16 protein-coding genes are annotated in these 18,820 nt (G+C 70.5%); 7 read left to right on the top strand and 9 right to left on the bottom strand.

Going from position 1 to position 18,820, the window contains the following annotated elements:
• The first annotated feature begins 20 nt into the window (after positions 1–20).
• Complete coding sequence (locus tag ACZ4NB_RS00500; protein WP_467657324.1) at positions 21–737, top strand: GntR family transcriptional regulator; 717 nt, start codon at positions 21–23, stop codon at positions 735–737.
• Positions 738–748: 11 nt separating this feature from the next.
• Here the strand turns inward: ACZ4NB_RS00500 and ACZ4NB_RS00495 are convergent, their stop codons facing one another.
• Positions 749–2,134 (bottom strand): aminopeptidase P family protein, encoded by a 1,386-nt coding sequence (locus tag ACZ4NB_RS00495; RefSeq protein WP_467657323.1) that lies wholly within the window; start codon positions 2,132–2,134, stop codon positions 749–751.
• A gap of 138 nt (positions 2,135–2,272) precedes the next feature.
• Here ACZ4NB_RS00495 and ACZ4NB_RS00490 point away from each other — a divergent pair, with 138 nt between their 5' ends.
• On the top strand, positions 2,273–4,612 hold the full coding sequence (locus ACZ4NB_RS00490) for a collagenase (protein WP_467657321.1): 2,340 nt from the start codon (positions 2,273–2,275) through the stop codon (positions 4,610–4,612).
• A gap of 26 nt (positions 4,613–4,638) precedes the next feature.
• On the opposite strand, the gene ACZ4NB_RS00485 is transcribed toward ACZ4NB_RS00490, so the two are convergent.
• Together ACZ4NB_RS00485 and ACZ4NB_RS00480 are read right to left on the bottom strand one after the other, a co-directional pair.
• Entirely contained in the window at positions 4,639–7,050 is a 2,412-nt protein-coding gene (locus ACZ4NB_RS00485; RefSeq protein WP_467657320.1) for a glycoside hydrolase family 65 protein, read from the bottom strand.
• Positions 7,050–7,811, bottom strand: coding sequence for an HAD family hydrolase (locus tag ACZ4NB_RS00480; protein WP_467657318.1), 762 nt, complete (start codon positions 7,809–7,811; stop codon positions 7,050–7,052). Before ACZ4NB_RS00480 ends, ACZ4NB_RS00485 begins: the two co-directional genes overlap by 1 nt.
• A 190-nt stretch (positions 7,812–8,001) precedes the next feature.
• Between ACZ4NB_RS00480 and ACZ4NB_RS00475 the strand changes: the two genes are divergently transcribed.
• Positions 8,002–8,871: a universal stress protein gene (locus ACZ4NB_RS00475; RefSeq protein WP_467657317.1), complete on the top strand. Its 870-nt coding sequence runs from the start codon at positions 8,002–8,004 to the stop codon at positions 8,869–8,871.
• Positions 8,872–8,902: 31 nt separating this feature from the next.
• Here the strand turns inward: ACZ4NB_RS00475 and ACZ4NB_RS00470 are convergent, their stop codons facing one another.
• From ACZ4NB_RS00470 to ACZ4NB_RS00450, 5 genes are all read right to left on the bottom strand, one after another.
• Positions 8,903–10,249: a nicotinate phosphoribosyltransferase gene (locus ACZ4NB_RS00470; protein WP_467657315.1), complete on the bottom strand. Its 1,347-nt coding sequence runs from the start codon at positions 10,247–10,249 to the stop codon at positions 8,903–8,905.
• A gap of 46 nt (positions 10,250–10,295) precedes the next feature.
• A complete protein-coding gene (locus ACZ4NB_RS00465; protein WP_467657314.1) occupies positions 10,296–10,595 on the bottom strand; it encodes a dsRBD fold-containing protein in 300 nt (99 codons plus the stop codon).
• A 47-nt stretch (positions 10,596–10,642) separates the two neighbouring features.
• Complete coding sequence (locus tag ACZ4NB_RS00460; RefSeq protein ID WP_467657312.1) at positions 10,643–11,512, bottom strand: universal stress protein; 870 nt, start codon at positions 11,510–11,512, stop codon at positions 10,643–10,645.
• A gap of 134 nt (positions 11,513–11,646) precedes the next feature.
• Complete coding sequence (locus tag ACZ4NB_RS00455) at positions 11,647–12,903, bottom strand: sugar ABC transporter permease (RefSeq protein ID WP_467657311.1); 1,257 nt, start codon at positions 12,901–12,903, stop codon at positions 11,647–11,649.
• On the bottom strand, positions 12,900–13,679 hold the full coding sequence (locus ACZ4NB_RS00450) for an ATP-binding cassette domain-containing protein (RefSeq protein ID WP_467657309.1): 780 nt from the start codon (positions 13,677–13,679) through the stop codon (positions 12,900–12,902). Before ACZ4NB_RS00450 ends, ACZ4NB_RS00455 begins: the two co-directional genes overlap by 4 nt.
• 119 nt (positions 13,680–13,798) lie before the next feature.
• Between ACZ4NB_RS00450 and ACZ4NB_RS00445 the strand changes: the two genes are divergently transcribed.
• The 3 genes from ACZ4NB_RS00445 (at position 13,799) to ACZ4NB_RS00435 (ending at position 17,706) form a co-directional block, all read left to right on the top strand.
• The gene (locus ACZ4NB_RS00445; protein ID WP_467657742.1) at positions 13,799–14,833 is read left to right on the top strand and encodes a recombinase family protein; all 1,035 of its coding nucleotides are present in this window, start codon (positions 13,799–13,801) and stop codon (positions 14,831–14,833) included.
• On the top strand, positions 14,815–15,078 hold the full coding sequence (locus ACZ4NB_RS00440) for a hypothetical protein (protein ID WP_467657308.1): 264 nt from the start codon (positions 14,815–14,817) through the stop codon (positions 15,076–15,078). The genes ACZ4NB_RS00445 and ACZ4NB_RS00440 overlap by 19 nt, the downstream gene beginning before the upstream one ends.
• Before the next feature lie 2,226 nt (positions 15,079–17,304).
• Entirely contained in the window at positions 17,305–17,706 is a 402-nt protein-coding gene (locus ACZ4NB_RS00435) for a hypothetical protein (RefSeq protein ID WP_467657307.1), read from the top strand.
• A gap of 28 nt (positions 17,707–17,734) precedes the next feature.
• Here the strand turns inward: ACZ4NB_RS00435 and ACZ4NB_RS00430 are convergent, their stop codons facing one another.
• Positions 17,735–18,109: a hypothetical protein gene (locus tag ACZ4NB_RS00430; protein ID WP_467657306.1), complete on the bottom strand. Its 375-nt coding sequence runs from the start codon at positions 18,107–18,109 to the stop codon at positions 17,735–17,737.
• Positions 18,110–18,351: 242 nt separating this feature from the next.
• Here ACZ4NB_RS00430 and ACZ4NB_RS00425 point away from each other — a divergent pair, with 242 nt between their 5' ends.
• On the top strand, positions 18,352–18,759 hold the full coding sequence (locus ACZ4NB_RS00425; RefSeq protein WP_467657305.1) for a hypothetical protein: 408 nt from the start codon (positions 18,352–18,354) through the stop codon (positions 18,757–18,759).
• Positions 18,760–18,820: the final 61 nt, after the last annotated feature.

The following is an 18,820-nucleotide window of genomic DNA, read 5'->3' as shown; positions in this document are numbered from 1 at the left end:
GCGTCAACTCGGAGGACCAGATGGGTGAGCTCAAGCATCGCAGCCTGATCACCGCTCAGGAGCGGCTGCGCGATCAGGTCGCCCATCAACTGCGCGCCGCGCTGATCGCGGGGGAGCTGCGCCCGGGTTCGGTCTATTCGGCCCCGGGCCTCGCCGCGGACTTCGGGGTCTCGGCCACGCCGGTGCGCGAGGCGATGCTCGACCTGGCCCGTGAGGGCCTGGTCGAGCCGGTACGGAACAAGGGCTTCAGGATCACCGAGGTCAGCGAGCGCGACCTCGACCAGTACACCGAGATCCGGGCCCTGATCGAGGTCCCGGTCGTCGGCCGGATCACCCGGACCGCCACCCGCGAGCAGCTGGCGGCGCTGCGCCCGATCGCCCTGGAGATCGTCGCCGCCGCCCGCGCCCACGACCTCATCGGCTATCTGGAGGCCGACCGCCGCTTCCACCTCGAACTGCTCGGCCTGAGCGGCAACGACCGCCTCGTCGAGACGGTCGGCGAGCTGCGCAAACGCTCCCGCCTCTACGGCCTCACCCGCCTCGACGAGTCGAACCAGCTGCTGCCCTCCGCCGAGGAGCACATCGAGCTGCTCGATGTGATGCTGACGGGCGACGCCGAGGCGGCCGAGGCATGTATGGCCCGCCACCTCGGCCATGTCCGCTCCCTGTGGGCCCAGGGCCGCGAGGAACCGCGGGTACCGCACCCGCAGCGCAGGCGGGCCGCGCGGCACGGCTGACGGCCGCCGGATTAGGGCGTCCCGGACAGCAGCCCGTCCATCCACTCCTCCACCGCGTCGGCGGTGCGGGGCAGCGCCGACGACATCAGCCGGGCCCCGTCCGCCGTGATCACCAGGTCGTCCTCGATGCGGACCCCGATGCCGCGCAGCTCCCTCGGCAGGGTCTCGTCGTCGGGCTGGAGGTACAGGCCCGGTTCGACGGTGAGCACCTGCCCCTCCTCCAGCACGCCGTCCAGGTACTGCTCGGCCCGCGCGCGGGCGCAGTCGTGGACGTCGAGCCCGAGCATATGGCCCGAACTGCACAGTGTGTAGCGCCGGTAGAGGCCGCTGCCGGCGCTGAGCGCCTCCTCGACCGGGACGCGCAGCACGCCCCAGTCGGCGAGGCCCTCCGCCAGGACGGACATACATGCCTGGTGGAAGTCGCGGAAGCACGCGCCCGGCTTCAGGGCGGCGATCCCGGCGTTCTGCGCGGCGAGGACCAGGTCGTAGACCCGGCGCTGGACGGGGGAGAAGCGGCCGGAGAGCGGCAGGGTGCGGGTGATGTCGGCGGTGTACAGCGCGTCGGTCTCCACGCCGGCGTCGAGCAGCAGCAGTTGGCCGGGGTCGAGCGGGCCGTCGTTGCGGATCCAGTGCAGCACACAGGCGTGGGCGCCGGCGGCCGCGATGGTCTCGTAGCCGGTGCCGTTGCCCTCGGCGCGGGCGCGCAGATTGAACACGCCCTCGATCCAGCGTTCGCCGCGCGGGTGGCGCAGCGCGTCGGGCAGCGAGCGGACGACGTCCTCGAAGCCGGTGACGGTGTGGTCGACGGCCTCCTGGAGCCGGTCCACCTCCCAGTCGTCCTTGATCAGCCGCAACTCGCTCAGCGCGATGGCGAGTTCAAAGTCGTGGGCGGCGTTCCGGCCGGCCGGGAGGTGGGGGAGGGCGTCCAGGTCGGCGCAGCGCAGACCCGTCATCCGGGCGGCCTCGGCCAGGTCGGGGCGGCGGCCCACCCAGAACTCGCCGTACCTGCGGTCCCGGTAGAAGGCGCCGTCGCCGTTCCGCGGTGACCGCGGCCGCAGATACAGCACGGCCTCGCCGTCCGGCTCCAGCACCAGGACGTGCCCCGGCTGGTCCTCGCCGGTCAGCCCGGTCAGCCAGGCGTAGCCGCTGTGCGGACGGAAGCGGTGGTCGCAGTCGTTCGAGCGGGCCGTCAACTCGCCGGCCGGGACGAGCAGCCGCTCGCCGGGGAAGCGCGCGGCCAGCCGGGCGCGGCGTCCGGCGAGTTGCTCGAAGCCCGGGACGCGGGAGTCGGTGGGCGGCGGGGTGGCGGCCCACCGGTCCGTCATGAAGCGGGCGAGGGCGCTCGACACGGGCAAGTCATGGCTGCCGGTGTGGAGTTGGGCGGCACGCGCGGTCACGGAAACCTCCGGAGGGGAAACTTCGGACGGCTCTTTCCTGAAGCCTTGTCAGTGCAATTTCACATTACTATGTTACGGGTCACACCTCGTGGAGTGAAGGCCATGGCCTCGAACCCCACCCCAAGTCCCCACCCCCTCATGGAGGTTCAGGTGTCACACCGGCGCCTGCCCGGCAGATTCCTGCCGGCCGCGATCCTCTCCACCGCCCTCGTCCTGCCGGCCGTCCAGACCGCCCAGGCCGTACCCGGGCGCTCCGCACCGTCCACCACCCCCACCCGGCAGGCCGCGCCCCGGCCGCCGGCCGCCGACCACCCCGACGACCGGGTACCCCACCTCGCCAAGGCCCCCGAGCCGGGTGCGGCCCCCGTACCGGCACCCCGGTCCGTCACCGACAAGGGCCGTGTACCGGGCCCGCGGACCAAGCCCGCCACGACCCACCACGCGCGCCCCGCCGCCGCTCCCTGCACCCTCGACGGGATCACGGGGCTGAGCCCCGAACAGCTCGCGGACTTCCTCGCCGACCCCGCCGTCACCGCCGACGGCTGTCTGCGCGACCTCATATGGAAGTGGGACCCCCGGCTCGTCCCCGTGATGTCCGACGCCCACGTCCAGGCCGTCGCCCGGCGCATCGCCGGCCTCGCCGCCGGCCACGACGGCAGGAACACCAGCCACCTGTACGAGATGTTCACCTACCTGCACGCGGTGGCCTACCACGACTTCTCGCACGGCGAGATCGACACCACCGACGAGCCGACCGTCAACGCGGTGCGCGGCGCGGTCGACGCGTTCGGCGCCGCCGCCCACACCTTCGACGCCACCCGGGAGAACGCCGACACCCTGCGCGAGGCGCTGTACGGCGTCGGACCCGGCGGACGGCAGTACCAACTCGGCCTGATCCAGAAGATCCTGGCCACCATGGACCCGGACCACACCGCCACCCACAAGGACCGCTCCTGGGGCAACGCCGCCCTCGCCGCGCTCACCACGAGCTACCTCGGCGTCTACCCCGGCAACCAGGACACCCCCTTCCAGAAGGCGGTCGCCGCCGACCCCCGCTACCGCGCCGCCTTCCGGGCCTTCGCGAACTACACCCACCTCAAGGGCACCGACAACGCGTGGGTGGCGCGCGACGCGCTCAGCGAGTACGGGCGGTTCGGCCAGATCGAGGCCCTGAAGGGCGAGATCGTGCCGGCCCTCGGCGAGCTGCTGGCCCTCGTCACCCGCACCTTCGGCGACGGCAGCGAGCCCTGGGGCAAGGTCGTCACCTGGCTGATCGAGTTCGACGCCTGCACGCCGTACAAGGTGTGCAGGCAGGACATCGAACGCCGTCTCTTCCCCCACACCTACCGCTACGACAAGGGCCGGATGGAGGTCCGCACCGCCCTCGACCGCCGCACCGTCGACCAGCTGTACTACGCCGGCAAGCAGGTCAAGGCGCAGTTCCACCGGGTGCTCGGCACCGACAGGGCGCTGGACGGCGACACCAACACCACGCTCCACACCGTGCTGTACGCCTCCCGCTCCGACTACCGGCTGTACCAACCGATCCTCACCGGCCTGAGCACCGACAACGGCGGGATGTACATCGAGCAGGGCGCGACCTTCTACACCTACCAGCGCCGGGTCCCCCAGGACTCCGCCCTCACGCTGGAGGAGCTCTTCCGCCACGAGTACACGCACTACCTCAACGGCCGCTGGGCGGTACCCGGGATGTTCGGCGCGGGCCCGTGGTACGAGGGCGACCGGACCACCGCAATGGACGAGGGCACGGCCGAGTTCTTCGACGGCGCCACCCGCGACGACGGCGTCAAGGTCCGCAAGTCCCTGGTCCGGGGCGTCATCAACGACACCTCGGGCGGCGGCCCGCGGATGACCGTCGACCAGCTGCTGCACGCCACCTACGCCGGGGACGGCTTCCGCTTCTACCACTACGCCGGCACGTTCTTCGAGTTCCTGTGGTCCGAACACCCCTCGCTGCTGCGGGAGATGTACGGCTACGAGCGTGCCGACGACCCCGCGGGCTTCGACGCCTGGCGGAACCGGATGGGCAAGGACGCCGGCCTGCAGCGCGCCTACGACGCCTTCCTCGACGAGCAGATCGCCCATGTCGACGACCTCTTCGTCCCGGACACGAGGTTCACCCCCGTCGGCTCACTGAAGCTCGCCGACGCCGCGCAGGTCCGCAGCGCGTTCGCCGCCGCCACCTCCCACACCCCCGCGTGCAAGGACAACGGCGACCCGGCCTACGGCCGCTTCGTCTGCACCGGCAAGATCAGCGCGAAGCTCACCGACCCCGGCAGCCCCGACAGGGGCTTCAAGGACATGTCCGAGGCCGTCGACGCCACCCTCCTCGACCGCTCCGCGTCCGCCGCCGACAACTTCGCCGATATGAACTGCTCCTTCGGCGCGGTCACCGTCCGCTCGCGGGGCGGTTCCGGCACCGCGCACTACACCTGTGAGGGACCGCTGCGGCGGTGACGTACGACGCGGCAGCGTGCCGCGGTTCAGCCGTCCGGCATGTCCAGCCGCCGGGTCGTACCCGGCGCGATGCTGAACGACCGCTCCCGCAGCCGCACCCGCACCGCCGCCTGCTCGGACTCCGGCACCGCGATCCGCACCTGCTCGGCGCTGATCCGCAGGTCGATGTCCCAGTGGCGGCGGTAGCGGATGCGTACGTTGAACTTGGAGAGTTCGGGCAGCGGGGCCGGGTCGAGCCACAGGGCCCGGTCCCGGGTCTCCAGGCCCGTGAGGCCCCGCTGGACCAGGTCCAAAGAGCCGGCCATCGCCCCCAGATGGATGCCCTCGGCGCTGCTGCCGCCGTGCAGGTCCGCGACGTCCCCGGTCAGCGCCTCCTCGCAGTACGTCCAGGCGTCCGGACGCTGCACCCGGGCCAGGACCCAGGCGTGGACCAGGGCGCTGAGGGTGGAGCCGTGGCTGGTGCGGTGCAGGTAGTAGTCGACGGTGGCGTGCCAGGTGTCGTCGTCGAGCGGATAGCCCAAGTGGCCGAAGACCGAGGCGAGTTCGGACGGCGAGAAGAGGTAGCCGAGCATCAGCACATCGGCCTGCTTGGAGGCTTGGTAGTGGTTGACGGTGTCGCCCTCGGCCTCCAGGATCCGGTCCAGCCGGCGGATGTCGCCGTACCGCTGCCGATAGCCCTCCCAGTCCAGCTCGGCCAGGTCCGCGTAGCCGGCGAACTGGCTGATCACGCCCTGGTGGAAGGGCACATGAAGCAGCCGTGCGACGTCCTCCCAGCGCTCCGGCTCGTCCGGGGTGAGCTGGATGCGCTCGTAGAGCTGCCGCTGGTGCGCCTCGGGCAGCGACCGGGACAGCTCCAGGGCGCGCAGCAGGACCCAGGCCGCGGTGACGTTGGTGTAGGCGTTGTCGTCGACGCCCGGCTCGGCGGCCCCCGGATAGCCGTCGTGGTACTCGTCGGGGCCGACCACGCCCCGGATGCGGTAGCGGCCGAGGTCGGTGTCCCAGGCCGCGGCGGCCGCCCAGAAGCGGGCGACCTGCAACAGCATCTCGGCACCCTTGGTGTGCAGGAACTCGGTGTCCCCGCTGGCCTGTCCGTACTGCCAGACGTTGTAGGCGATCGCCGATCCGACGTGGTGCTGCAGACGGGAGTGGTCGGGCAGCCAGCGGCCGGAGCGCGGGTTGAGATGGAGCTGCTGGGTCTCCTCCCGCCCGTCGCCGGCGCTCTGCCACGGATACATCGCCCCCGCCCGGCCCGCCTCCTGCGCCGCCCGGCAGGCCGCGGGCAGCCGCCGGTAGCGGTATTCGAGCAGCGCCCGGGAGACCTGGGGCAGGTGCAGGTTCAAGAACGGCAGCACGAACAGCTCGTCCCAGAAGACATGCCCGCGGTACGCCTCGCCGTGCAGGCCCCTCGCCGGCACCCCGACATCGAGTTCGGCGGTGTGCGGCGAGAGGGTCTGCAGCACATGGAACAGGTGCAGCCGCAGGATCCGGCCCGCGTCCCCGGGCACCTCCAGCTTCGCCTGCCGCCACAGGTCCTCCCAGGCGCGCCGGTGCGAGGCCATCAGCTGCCGGAAGTGCGGGGCCCGCACCACACAGTCGACGGCCGCGTGCCGGGGGCTCTCGATCGCCGGGTCGCGGGAGGTGTACAGCGCCACCGTCTTGTCGACGACCACCGTCGCCCCGGAGGTCACCGGCAGCGACAGGGTGTGGAAGGCCCGCAGCACCGCGATCCGGGTGCGCGGTGTCCCGCCCCGCCCGGGGGTGGCCCGGATGCGCGCGGCCAGCGCGATCTGGATGTCCGAGTCGGTGGTGCGGCAGCTCAGCCACACCGTGTCGGGCCGCTCGGCACCGGTCTCCCAGCCCCGCAGATGCTGGTCGGCCAGCCCGCGGTAGCGCTCGACGCCGGTGTTGCGGACCGCGCCGTCGATGCCCGACTCCACCTCCACCGCGCCCGCCCAGCCGTCGGCGGTGAACGAGGTGCGCATCGCGGCCAGATGGGGCTCGCCCATGTGCACCAGGCGGCGCTGCTCCACGCGCAGCCGCCGGCCGGCCTCGTCCTCGTAGACCGACCAGCGGATCAGGGTGCCGTGCCGCAGGTCCAGGGTCTGCCGGTGCTCCGTCAGCTGCCGGTGGCCGGGCGTGAGCCACGGCCCGGGAGGCGCGTCGGCGGGGCAGATCCGGTAGCGCAGCGGCAGCCAGTTGGGCAGGTTGACCATGTCCTCGTTCTCGACGGGCTGGCCCGCAACGGTGGAGGTGAGCCGGTTGTAGCAGCCGGCCGCGTAGGTGCCGGGGTAGTGCGTCGGCCCCGAGAGCACCTCGCTGGCCGCGCCGCGGGTGACGAAGTAGCCGTTGCCCAGGGCGCAGAGCGTCTCGCGCAGCCGCTCCGCGCCCGCGTCGTACCCCTCGTACGACCAGGTCCACGCGTTGCCGCCGGTCGGCATCAGCCCTCCCCGCAGATCAGCAGTTCGCCGGGGTCGGCCACCACCACATCGGCGCCCCGGCGGCGCAGCGCGGCGGCGCCGTCCGGCCCGGCCGACCGGTGCACGCCCACCACCAGGCCGAACCCGCCGCGCCGACCGGCCTCGACACCGGCCAGCGCGTCCTCCACCACGGCGGCATCCCCGGGCCGCACACCGAGACGGCGCACCGCCTCCAGGAAGAGCGCCGGATCCGGCTTGCCCGGCAGCCCGAGCCGGCCCGCCTCCCGGCCGTCCACCACGGCCGCGAACAACGGGAGCAGCCCGGCCGCCGACAGCAGCTCGGTGGCGTGCCGGGACGCCGAGGCGGCGGCACACGGCATCCGCGCGTCCCGCAGCGCGTGCAGCAGGCGTACGGTGCCGGGCCAGACGGCGACGCCGCCTTCGCGCAGACGCGCGGTGAACGACTCGTCCTTGCGGGCCGCGACGGCCCGGACGGTGTCGGTCCCCGGCCCGTCGTCCGGGCCGCCGAGCGGCAGGTCCAGGCCCCTGGACGCCAGGAACGCGGCCGCGCCGTCGTGCCGCGACCGGCCGTCGACCAGGCGCAGATACTCCTCCACCGGGTCGAAGGGGCGCCGGTCGCCCGCGGCCGCCAGACAGGGGTCGAAGGCGTCCTTCCAGGCCGCGGCATGCAGGCCCGCGGAGTCGATGATGACCCCGTCGGTGTCGAAGACCACGGCCCGCAGTGAGCGCAGGCACGCGGCCAGGGACGGCGCACCGGTCATATGACGGTTCCGTTCGTCGGTGTGTCCATTCCATGGCACCACGGCTGATGGCCCGGGGCGCGGCCGCGCCCCTGGCGAGCGCATCGCGGCGGCGCGACGATGGAAGTCACCACCGTGGCGATCGACGGCACCCCCGTGGCGACGGTGGGCCCCACCGAAACCGGCGACCGGGAGGAAGGCGGTGGCGGCGATGGAGCGGTCCCTGGTCGTGGGCGTCGACGGCTCGGACTCGGCCCTGCGGGCGCTCGACTGGGCGGTGGACGAGGCGGCCCGCCGCAAGCTCCCGCTGGATGTGCTGCACGCCTCGACCTGGGAGCGCTTCGAGGGCACGGCGCAGGGCCCCGAACGCCCCGGTGAGCAGGTCCTCGCGGAGGGCGTCGTGCAGTCCGCCGCCGAACAGGCCCGCTGCCGCAACCCGGACCTCAAGGTCGGTGCGCAGGTGGTGGCGGACGACGCGGTCACGGCCCTGCTGCGGGCCGGTCACTATGCGTCGGTGCTGGTCCTGGGCTCGCGGGGGCGCGGCGAGATCGCCGGCTGGCTGCTCGGCTCGGTCGGGATGGCGGTGGCGGCGCGGGCCCGGTGCCCGGTGATCGTGGTGCGCGGGGACGCGGCCGGGATGGCCGGGACGCACCGGTGCGTGCTCCTGGGCGTCGGCGATCCCGAGAACGGGGCGGCGGCGGTCCGCTTCGCCTTCGAGGAGGCCGAGGTCCGCGGCTGTCTGCTGAAGGCCGTCCACGCCTGGCGCCGCCCCGCACACGAGCCGGCCGATCCGCCGCTGCTGGCCGACCAGGCCCAGAGCTACCACGAGAAGCAGGCGGCGGCGCGGCTGGACGAGGCACTGGGGGAGGCGGCCGGCGCGCATCCGTCCGTGCACGTGCGCCGCACCACCGTCGAGGGCCCCACCCACAAGGTGCTGGTGCACCGCGCCGCCGCCGCGGATCTGCTCGTCATCGGCGCGGGCCACCGCCACGGCCACTTCGGGCTGCCGCTCGGGAAGGTGGCGCACACCGCGCTGTGCCACGCCGACTGCCCCGTGGCGATCGTGCCGCGGCGCGCCTGACGCGGCCCGGCCAGGACCCATCGGACAGGCCCTAGGCGTGCATACGGAACGGGGCCAGCATCTCCCGCTCGGTGCGCCGCCGTACCCGGTCCGTCAGCACCGACAGCCGGTGCGAGACCATCGCCCGTACCGGCTGCGGCGACCGGATGCGCCGGGCCGTCGCGGGCAGTTCGGCGAGATCCTCGGTGAGCCGCTGGTGGGCTTCCGCCAGCCGGTCGCGCGGGGTGCTGCGCTCGCCGCCGCGCATCATCGTCTCCAGCAGCGGCGTACTGTCCGCCGGGGCCGGCTCGTCGGCCAGGCCGATCACATCGAGGCAGCCGGGGCGGCGGAAGATCTGCTTGCTCCCGGGGGAGGTGGCCTTGGCCGCCGACAGCTTCATCACCGGCCGGCCGTCGTAGGCGACGAGCTTGTACGCGGAGTCCAGGTAGGGCGCGTCGGCGCTCACCCCGACCCGGGTGCCGACCGCGAAGACGTCGATCGGCGCCCCCGTGGACGTCAGGTCGTGCACGCTGTATTCGTCCAGTCCGCCGCTGGCGACGATCCGCACCTGCGGCAGGCCCGCGTTGTCGAGCATCGCCCGGGCGCGGCGGGACAGTTGGGCCAGGTCGCCGCTGTCCAGCCGGATCGCCGAACCGTCCCCGCGGCCCAGCGCGGCGAGCACGCGGGCGGCCGCCGCGACCCCGGAGGCGGTGTCGTAGGTGTCCACCAGGAACGTCACGGGCCCCGGATGGCAGAGGGCGAACGCGGTGAACGCGGTCTCCTCGTCCTCGAACGCCTCGATGTAGGAGTGCGCCATCGTGCCGATCGCGGGCAGATCCTCGGCGTGCGCCGCAGCGACATTGCTGGTGCCCGCGAAACCGGCCATGGCGCCCAGCCGGGCGACCTGGTGCGCGACCGCGGTGCCGTGGGTGCGCCGCAGCGAGAAGTCCACCACCGGGTGGCCCCGCGCGGCGATCACACAGCGGGCGCACTTGGTCGCCAGGGCCGTCTGATGGCTGAGCTGATTGAGCACGAACGACTCCACGAGCTGCGCCACGGGCAGCGGTGCGGTGATCTCCAGCAGGGGCTCGTTGGCCAGCACCACCCGGCCCTCCGGCACCATCCGGGCCTCGCCGGTGAAGCGCAGGCCCAGCAGCGGGGCCAGGTCCGCCGACGGCCGACGCAGCACCTCGGCGAACACCTCGACGTCCTCGCGGCCCACATGGAACCCGGCGAGGTAGTCCAGGACCGTCTCGGCGCCCGCGGCCACCAGGAAGCCCCGCTCCGGCGGTAGTTCCCGTACGAAGCAGCTGAAGGTCGCCGGCTGCTCCATGCCCTCCCGGAGGAACGACAGGGCCATGGTCACCTCGTACAGGTCGGTGATCGTCGCATCCGACATAGCCGACTCCTTCCACGGCCGCGGCGGCGTCCGCCACGGCCCCGGCTCACGCCATCGCATCCGTCCAGCCGTAGGCGACGCGGGTCTGCCGCCGCGGCGGGGCGGCGCCGACGTCTTCGAGTTCCTCGTCCGCCACCCGCAGCAGCTGCCCGGCGAGGTCCCGCAGGGCCCGGCCGGCCGCGATCTCGTCCCCGATCTCCGGGATGTCCCGGTCCTCAGGGCTGCACCGGGCCGTGCCGTGCCCGGTGAAGGTGGTGGTCGCGGTGGTGAGCACCGCCCGCGCCGTGGTCGTGCCGTCCTCCTCGACGAGGGTGAGACGGACGGGCCAGTCGACTGTGTTCGCCATGGCTTACCCCAGCTTCCTCGTGCCCTCTGTCGTCATCATCCGCCTTCTCACTCGTACGGCACCACCGCCACCGGGCACGGAGCGTGATGGACCACCGCCTGTACGACATGGCCGATGCGCGGTGCCGGCAGCACCCGCCGGTGCCGTCGCCCGACGACCAGCAGCGCCGCGCCGGCCGTGTCGCGCAGCAGCGCCGGCGCCGCGCTCTCCATCTCCACCCGCGCGTCCACCGGCAGCTCCGGGTACTTCTCCCGCCACGGCCGGAGCGTCTTCGCCAGCTCGTCCCGGGCCAGCTGCGCCGCCTCCTCCGCGGCGTACGGCTCCACACCGCCCCCGCGGTTGTAGGCGAACGACGGCAGATGCCGGCCGTGTACGGCGCGCAGCGGGACACCGCGGCGCACCGCGCTGTCGAAGGCGAACGCGAGCACCGACTCGGCGGGCTTGCGCAGGCCGACGCCGACCACCACCGGACCCGCCGGCCCGGCCGTCGAGCCGCCCTGCCGGGTGCGCACCAGCACCGTGGGGCAGTCGGTGTGCGCCACCAGCTGCAGGCCGAGTTCGCCCAGGACATAGCGCGTCACCGGGCCCAGGTTCCGCGAACCGAGGACCAGCAGATCGGACTGTTCGGCGGCGTCCTTGAGGGCCTCGTAGGGGTCCTTGGCCACCATGTCCCGCGTCACCGGCAGATCCGGGCAGCGGGCCCGGACGGCCGCCTCGGCCTCGTCCATCATCCGGTGGGGCCAGTAGTTCTGGTCGTCCTCCGTGAGGGGGTGGGGCGCCGGTTCCGGGGCGAGCAGCACCCAGGCGTGCAGCAGCCGCAGCCGCGCCTGCCGGGTGTGCGCCTCCTGCGCCGCCCACTGGACCGCGGACAAGGACTCCGGCGTACCGTCCACGCCGGCGGTGATGACGTCCTTCATCGGCTCGCTCCTCTCCTGCGGCGGCCATGGCGGGCCCGGTGTGCGCCGCTACCCCTCCAGCGTCCGCCCGGGTCCGCCCCGCGCGCACGGCGACCGAGGAGCGCGGGCCGCAGGGGCGCCGGGCCGCTCACCGCTCACACCCGCCCGTGTGCCCGCTGTGCCCGCCGGGACAGCGAGTCGATGACCACGGCCAGCAGCAGCACCCCGCCCGTGATCATGAACTGCACGGCGGCCTGAATGCCCATCAGCGCCACACCGGAGGCGATCGACTGGATGACCAGGACGCCGAGCAGCGCGGACCAGGTCCGGCCCCGGCCGCCGAACATGCTGGTGCCGCCGATGACCGCGGCGGCGATCGCGTCCATCAGCAAGATGCCCGAGCCCGAGGTCTGGGTGGCCGAGGTGACGCGCGAGGCCAGGAACAGCCCGCCGATCGCCGCCATCGTCCCGGACACCATGAACACCGAGATCCGCACCAGGCCCACACTGAGTCCGGTGCGGCGGGCGGCTTCGACGCTGCCGCCGAGCGCGAAGATCATCCGTCCGTAGCGGGTCCGGCGCAGCACCTGGTCGAGGCCGACCAGGAAGACCAGGAAGATCAGCAGGGCCAGCGGCAGCCCCTGGTACTGGTTGAGCACCCAGGCCGCGGCCAGGGAGATCACCGCCAGCACACCGGTGCGCACGGCGATCTCGCTCATCGGCCGCACCGGCACCCCGGCCGCCCTGCGCCGCCGTACGTCCAGGTAGGAGGCGAGGAAGTACCCCGCGGTGCCGACCACCGCCAGGCCGTACGCGGCGGCGACATCGGTGAAGTAGAAGCTGGTCAGCATGGCGACCAGACCCTTGTCGTCGAGGTTGACGGTGCCGCTGTAGCCCAGGATGTAGAGCATCAGCCCGTTCCAGCCCAGCAGGCCCGCGAGGGTGACCACGAACGCGGGCACCCCGACCTTGGCGAAGAAGAACCCCTGCACGGCTCCGATCACCGTGCCGGCGAACACCGCGATCAGCAGGGCGATCGGTTCCGGCACGCCGTGCTGCACGTTCAGCACCGCGAACGCGGCCGCCGCCAGCCCGCTCACCGAGCCGACGGACAGATCGATCTCACCGAGCAGCAGTACGAAGACGACACCGATCGAGATCATCCCGATGCCCACGATGTCCACGCTCAGGTTGGACAGGTTGCGCGGTGAGAGGAAGTTCTTGTTGAGGCTCTCGAAGATGATCCACACCACCAGCAGCCCCAGGACGACCGGGACCGAGCCGAGCTCACCGGCGTGGAACCGGCGCCGGAGGATCTGCAGCGGGTTCGGGCCGCCGCCGCTGTCCGGCGGCCCGCCGTTCGGGCGGGCCGCCCGCTTCCCGCGTCGCGCCGCCTCCCGGAGGCGGCTCACCGCTCCGCCTCCCAGCCCTGCGCCTTGCGCCGGGTCACCGCGTTGTCGGTGGCCCCGGTGATGGAGGAGATGATCTGCTCGTGGGAGGTCGTGCCGACGTCGAAGAAGCCGTTGTTGCGGCCGAGCCGCAGCACCGCGATCCAGTCCGCGACGGCCTTGACGTCCCCCAGGTTGTGGCTGATCAGCAGCACCCCGAGACGGCGCTCGCGCAGCTGCTCGACCAGGTCGAGGACCTGCGCGGTCTGCTCGATGCCCAGGGAAGCGGTGGGCTCGTCGAGCAGCACGAGCCGGGGCTCGCCGAGCATCGACCGGGAGATCGCGACGGTCTGCCGCTGGCCCCCGGACAGCGAGGCCACCGGGATGCGCACGTCGGGGATCCGGATGGCGAGCGCGTCGAGCAGCTCCAGCGTGCGGCGCTCCATCTCCACCTCGTTGAGGATCCCGGCCCGGTGGAGCTCCCGGCCGAGGAAGACATTGCCGACCACGTCGAGGTTGTCGCAGAGCGCGAGGTCCTGGAAGACGGTGGCGATGCCCAGGTCCTGTGCCTCGTGGGGCCGGGTGATCCGGACCGGGCGGCCGTCCCACTCGACGGTGCCGGTATCGGCCGGGTCGACCCCGGCGATCACCTTGATCAGTGTGGACTTGCCCGCCCCGTTGTCCCCGACCAGAGCGACCACTTGTCCGGCGCGCACCTCCAGCTCGACATCGGCCAGGGCCTGGACCGCGCCGTACCGTTTGAAGACCCCGCGCAGTGCCAGCAGGGGCGGTGCTGTCATGGGGTACCTGCCTTACCTGGTCAGCCCGGCCTTGGCGCACAGCAAGGCTCTCTAAGGACTCACACAATCCACGTTACTGTCGATAAGGCGGCAAACCAGACAGCAGGGATCAGAACGCGATCGAAAGGCCGTATGACGGGTGCGGTAAGTGTCTCGTCGGGCTCCGCCGACTCTCCCGTAAGACCGATGCCACCTCATCCCCCGAGCGCCAGCGCGACCACGTCCTAGCAGTGACGAAGGAGCACGGCGGCCACATCATTGCGTGGGCCGACGACTGGGAAGTATCCGGCGGGACCAACCCCATGACTCGCCCCGCCTTCGGCCCCTGGCTCCGAGGTGAACGCGGCTCCTATGACGGCGTCGCAGGTGCCGCCGTAGACAATATCGGCCGCACCGTCGTGGACTGCCTCAACACCGGATACATGATGCGTGACGAGGGGCTCACGCTGCTGACGTACGGGCACGAAGGACCGTGGGACCTCGACGACCCGAACGACGAAAACCGCTTCACCATGGAGGCGTGGGGCGCTCAGTTCGAGCTGCGCGCCATCCAGCGCAGGAACCGGGACCAGGCGGCAAAGGCCCGTGCCGCTGGCCGCCCACACGGCAAACCCTCCTACGGCTACGAATACGTACGGTTGTCGCCCACCAGCGGGGTGGACCACGTCCGCCTGAGCCCTGATGCTGCTGAAACCCGCCGGAGTCTCGCCAAGCGCATTCTTGCCGACCCCGAAAGCGTCTCACCGTGGACCGAAGCGGCCAGGCTCACGCGTGCTGGCGTCTTGGCGCCCAGTGACCACGTGCGCGTTCTCTACGGAAGAGAGCCCAAAGGCACACCGTGGTACGGCTCCACAGTGACGCGGCTGCTCTTGAGCAAAGCAGCACTCGGCTACCTCATGCACAAGGGGGAGCCCGTTGTGGGCGACGACGGGCACCCTGTGCGGCTTCCTGGCGCCGATGGGCAGCCCGTAGAGCAGCTGTGGGACTACCCAACACACTTGCAACTGGTCGAGGTTCTCTCAAGCCGTGCACAGCCGGGCAGGGGGACGTGCGGCGCCGGTACATATGTGAGGCGCGCCTGCGTGGCTACCCTAACGCTGACCACTGCCGACCTGCTCCGGGAATCACAGCATCGATGCTGGACGAAATTGTGACGCACTGGTTCTTGGGCAACTGGGGTGAGTCCATGTTTATGGAAACGGTTTACGATCCGGGCAACGGCATACCTGAGCGAATAGCAGAGGTGGAGGCGAGCCGGAGCAGGCTGCGCGCTGACCGTGAAGCTGGGCTTTATGACTCGCCGGAGGAGACGGAATGGTTCCGCGACCGGTATTCGGGAATGAGCCGTGAGATATCAGCGCTCAAGGCCGAGCCGCACACCTCCGGGAATGGTCACTAGGCCGACGGGCGAGACGGTTGATGACAAGTGGGTCAACGCCCCGGATGATGCAGCGCGCCGTGAGCTGCTGGGCGAATTCCGGGTGATGGTGACCGTGTGACCGGAGGGGGCACCTCGGCGCTGGCATGTCGGGATGATGCACGGCCCGGACAGGGACCCTGGTACGCAGCCTGACTCACAGGCGGGGCGTCTGGCCGCGTGGCCGGGCACCCTACCCATGTCATGCACGCCATTCGCGAATGCCGAGGTGCGGTGCGCCGAGGCTACGGCATCACGTGCTGGGCGAGGGCCGTGCACATTGCTTGGGCGTAGACGCCGACCGATGGGCGCTGCAACAGAGGGAGCCGGGCCCGCCACGGGTTCAGCTCCCTCTCACGTTGCGCTAGTGCCCTCCGGACGGAGAGTGACAAGGAGACGGATTCTGGGGCCGAAAAACGGCCCTAGCATCCGGTTCGATTCCGGCCCGGGTCGCTTACAAGGGATCACCCAGCGACTGGACTACCTCCGCCGGCGCCACTCCTGCCACAGCTCCTTCCGGTCCTTGGAGTTCTGGGGCCACAGGGCCCGCGCAAGGGCAGTCAGACCAGAGAAGATGGTTACGAGCACAGCGACGGCCAACACGGCGCCCCACGGGGCCGTCTCCAGCAGGTTGAACACGAACGTAAGCCTTCCGACCTTGAACGGTCGGCGGGCCACTCAGGCAGCTAGTACGGCGCTCCCCAGCGCGCTGCGGTGGTGCCCGCCCCGGTAACTGGTCACGGGGAAGGAAGGGTTGGGGCCTCTGGGTGTGATCTGCGGTGACGCGTCGATGGGATCTGGCTTCCAGAGGCAGTCGGTTTCTTGAGGCTGCATCCCCAACGACTGGGAAACTAGGAGGAGAAGGGCAGACGAAATCCACTCGATGAGCGAGCGCAGAACTTCCGCGAGTGCTGCCAGATACTCGCGCACTACGGCCCTCGCGTCTCCCCCGCTTTCAGTTGCCAAGCGGAGATCGTGAGCAGCGCTACGCAGGCGCTCTGACGCCGCACGTACACCAATGTTTCGATTGCATCTACCGGCGCGCTGACATCGGAAGACGATGGGGGGCAGTTCACTCCATGACTCCTGAAATCCGGGACTTGCCTTTCCGGGGGCGTGCACCCGAATTGCAGGAGATGTCAGACGGAACTCAGGCTCCCAACGAGTCCATTCTGTTACGTCCCGCCAAGCCTGTGCGAGCTTTTCAGCAATCTCCGGATGCACATCGACATTAAGCTGAAGTTCGAGTGCTCGCTCAAACGCTTCGGCAATCTGGACTTCCACCGCAGATACGTGATCAGGCAAAGCGTGCCTTGACATATTCACCCCCTAACTCTCCTTCGAGAGCGATCAACGTGTCACGGAGTACCGGAGTACCTATACCGGTTCGGGTGGCACTGCATGTCGACTTCGGTAGGTGGCACCGGTTAGCCATGGAGTGACAGCTACGGAGTGTTCCACCGTGTGCCGATGCTCAAGTGTACGTGCTGCAAGCGCAGTTCACGGCTCCGAGCTTGCTTTGGAGCACTCGATGCTCCGCGATCGGGGCGCCTACATGCGCCGCCCTGATTCGGCTCGGCTGGCGGAGGCCACAAGCGACAGTAACGCGCACTGCCCTGCAGCACAGGGAAGGAGACGTACTTGACCTGGAACGGAGACCGCCGCTCCCGCCTCCCCGCAGACTGGCCCGTCCGGCGCCTATCTGTCCTGAAGCGCGACGGCTTTCAATGCGTGGCCGTCCTACGGGACACGGGGGCGCGGTGCGCGGCGCCGGCCACGGACGTGGACCAACATCGTCCCGGGCGACGACCACGCCCCGGAGAACCTTCAGGCGCTATGCCGCTGGCATCACGCCCGGAAGTCGAGCGCAGAGGGCGCGGCGGCTCGGCGGAGGCGCCCGTCCCGGCGGAGGCCGGAGCGCCGGCATCCGGGAGAGCTGTGACCTGAGTGGCTGAATACCGGAAGCGATCAGCGCGTCTATTTGAAAAATACGGCAATTGGTTCTAGCGGATCGTAGATTGATTGCGATATGGTGGGCTGCTGCAGTTCACTGAACGCATGAATGAACTCGCGCTCCTCACACCTGCTTTGTTGTTCGTGGCGTTGATCAGCGTCCTCGCGATAACCGCAGTAGCCCATGGTGACCCGGACCTTCGTGGGAGGGCCGAGCGAGTATTGCGGATCTTCCTTCGGCGTCCGTAGCGCTACGTGGATGCCTGGAGCGAGGACTACCGGGACCGGCTGGTCATCAAGGCGTCCCCGCAATCCGCGGTGGGCCGGGACATGCGCGGCGGCCTCCAGGAACTGACCCTGGCCAATGAGCGGCTGGTGGCGGCGGTGGAGGACGGCCACGTCCGACACCAGGGAGAAGCGGTTCCCCTGGGCCGCACACTGCGTCGGCACGTCCTGAACACCAGGCGCCGGCCGAACCGTTACGGCCTGTCCTTCGGCAAGCCCAACCGGGAGTCCGCGCACAAGGTCGACGCTTACGCGGCCACGCTGCTGGCCGACCTGGCGAGACATCGACTCATCGAATCCGGCAAGACCCGGCCCGCCGAGCGGTCCGGGTCCGTGTACTTCTTCTCACGTGCTCCCTTGTGTCCCCTCTAGCCCAGAACTGGAGGGGACTTAAGGTGCGCTAGTCGATTTCGGTCAGCGCCCAGACAACAGCTTGTCCACTGGCGCTGAAGTGGACACCAGGCTGCGCGACCATCGTGCGAAGTCGTGCCACGAACCGCACCTTGACTTTCCGGCCGTCGACGCTGGCGACTTCGACCCTCACCTCCTCGCGCCCCAGAACAAATTCCCCGCTCAATTCATTGGCGCCCCGGTACTCCAGGGTGAAGCCCTTCAGGGCCGCCTCTACGATGTGTTCCCTGTCTTTGTTCTTTGCGATGGGGTGGTCGAAACGAACTTCGTCCTCGATGACGAGCTCGCTTTCGCTGGTATGGAACTTCTCTTGGAACTTGACTGTCTGAAATTCAGGCAGGACGCGAATGAGTTGAGTCGTCATGGGCCGGTTCCCTTCACGGTCAGATTTTCGTCGTCGGTTGTGGCGCACCACCTGATGCATTCGGGTGAACGCCTTCTGGGGGTGTGTGCCGAACAGTAGAGGTACCCATGCGATCCGCGGCGATAGCTAGGCCATCCGGGTTTCTGGATGAACTCCCGCTGGCAATTCAGATATCGCGTCCCTCAGTGGCGCCACGTGCCGAATTAGACATTTCCTGAACCGTCGGATGTCCAGAGGAGCGCATGACCGACACCACCTTCTCCCCGACAGAGCGAGCGGAGCTGGGGTTCTCCCGGCTGCGCGCGGACCGTGAGCGGCTGGATCGAATAGACCGGTACATGCGTGGCGAGCATGACGGGCCCTACATCCCCCGCAGCGCCACCGAGGAGTACAAGCTCTGGCCAAGCGGGCCATTGCCGATTGGCTGCCAGTTCAAGGTGCGCACGATCAGCGGCATGGTGCCGGAGGCGGAGCGCGACACGCTCACCGTGGACTGTGCGGCCGGAACGGTCGTCCTCAACGGCGCGGCCTCCCGCCTCTACACCGCCACCCGGGCCTCCGTGCCGGAGCAGGCGTTCACCGTCGAACCCGGCTCCACCCCATGGCATTTCGCGCGGACATGGCCGCGTACGACCCGCGCGCATCGGTGACGGTCCGGTGGCGCCACGCATTTTGGTAGCAGAGAGGCAAGCCGGCTGTGACGGTTCGTAG

The organism is Streptomyces sp. NPDC026575 (assembly GCF_055567415.1).
Note: the sequence above shows the minus strand (reverse complement) of the source record. Positions and strands in the feature narration are given on the sequence as shown.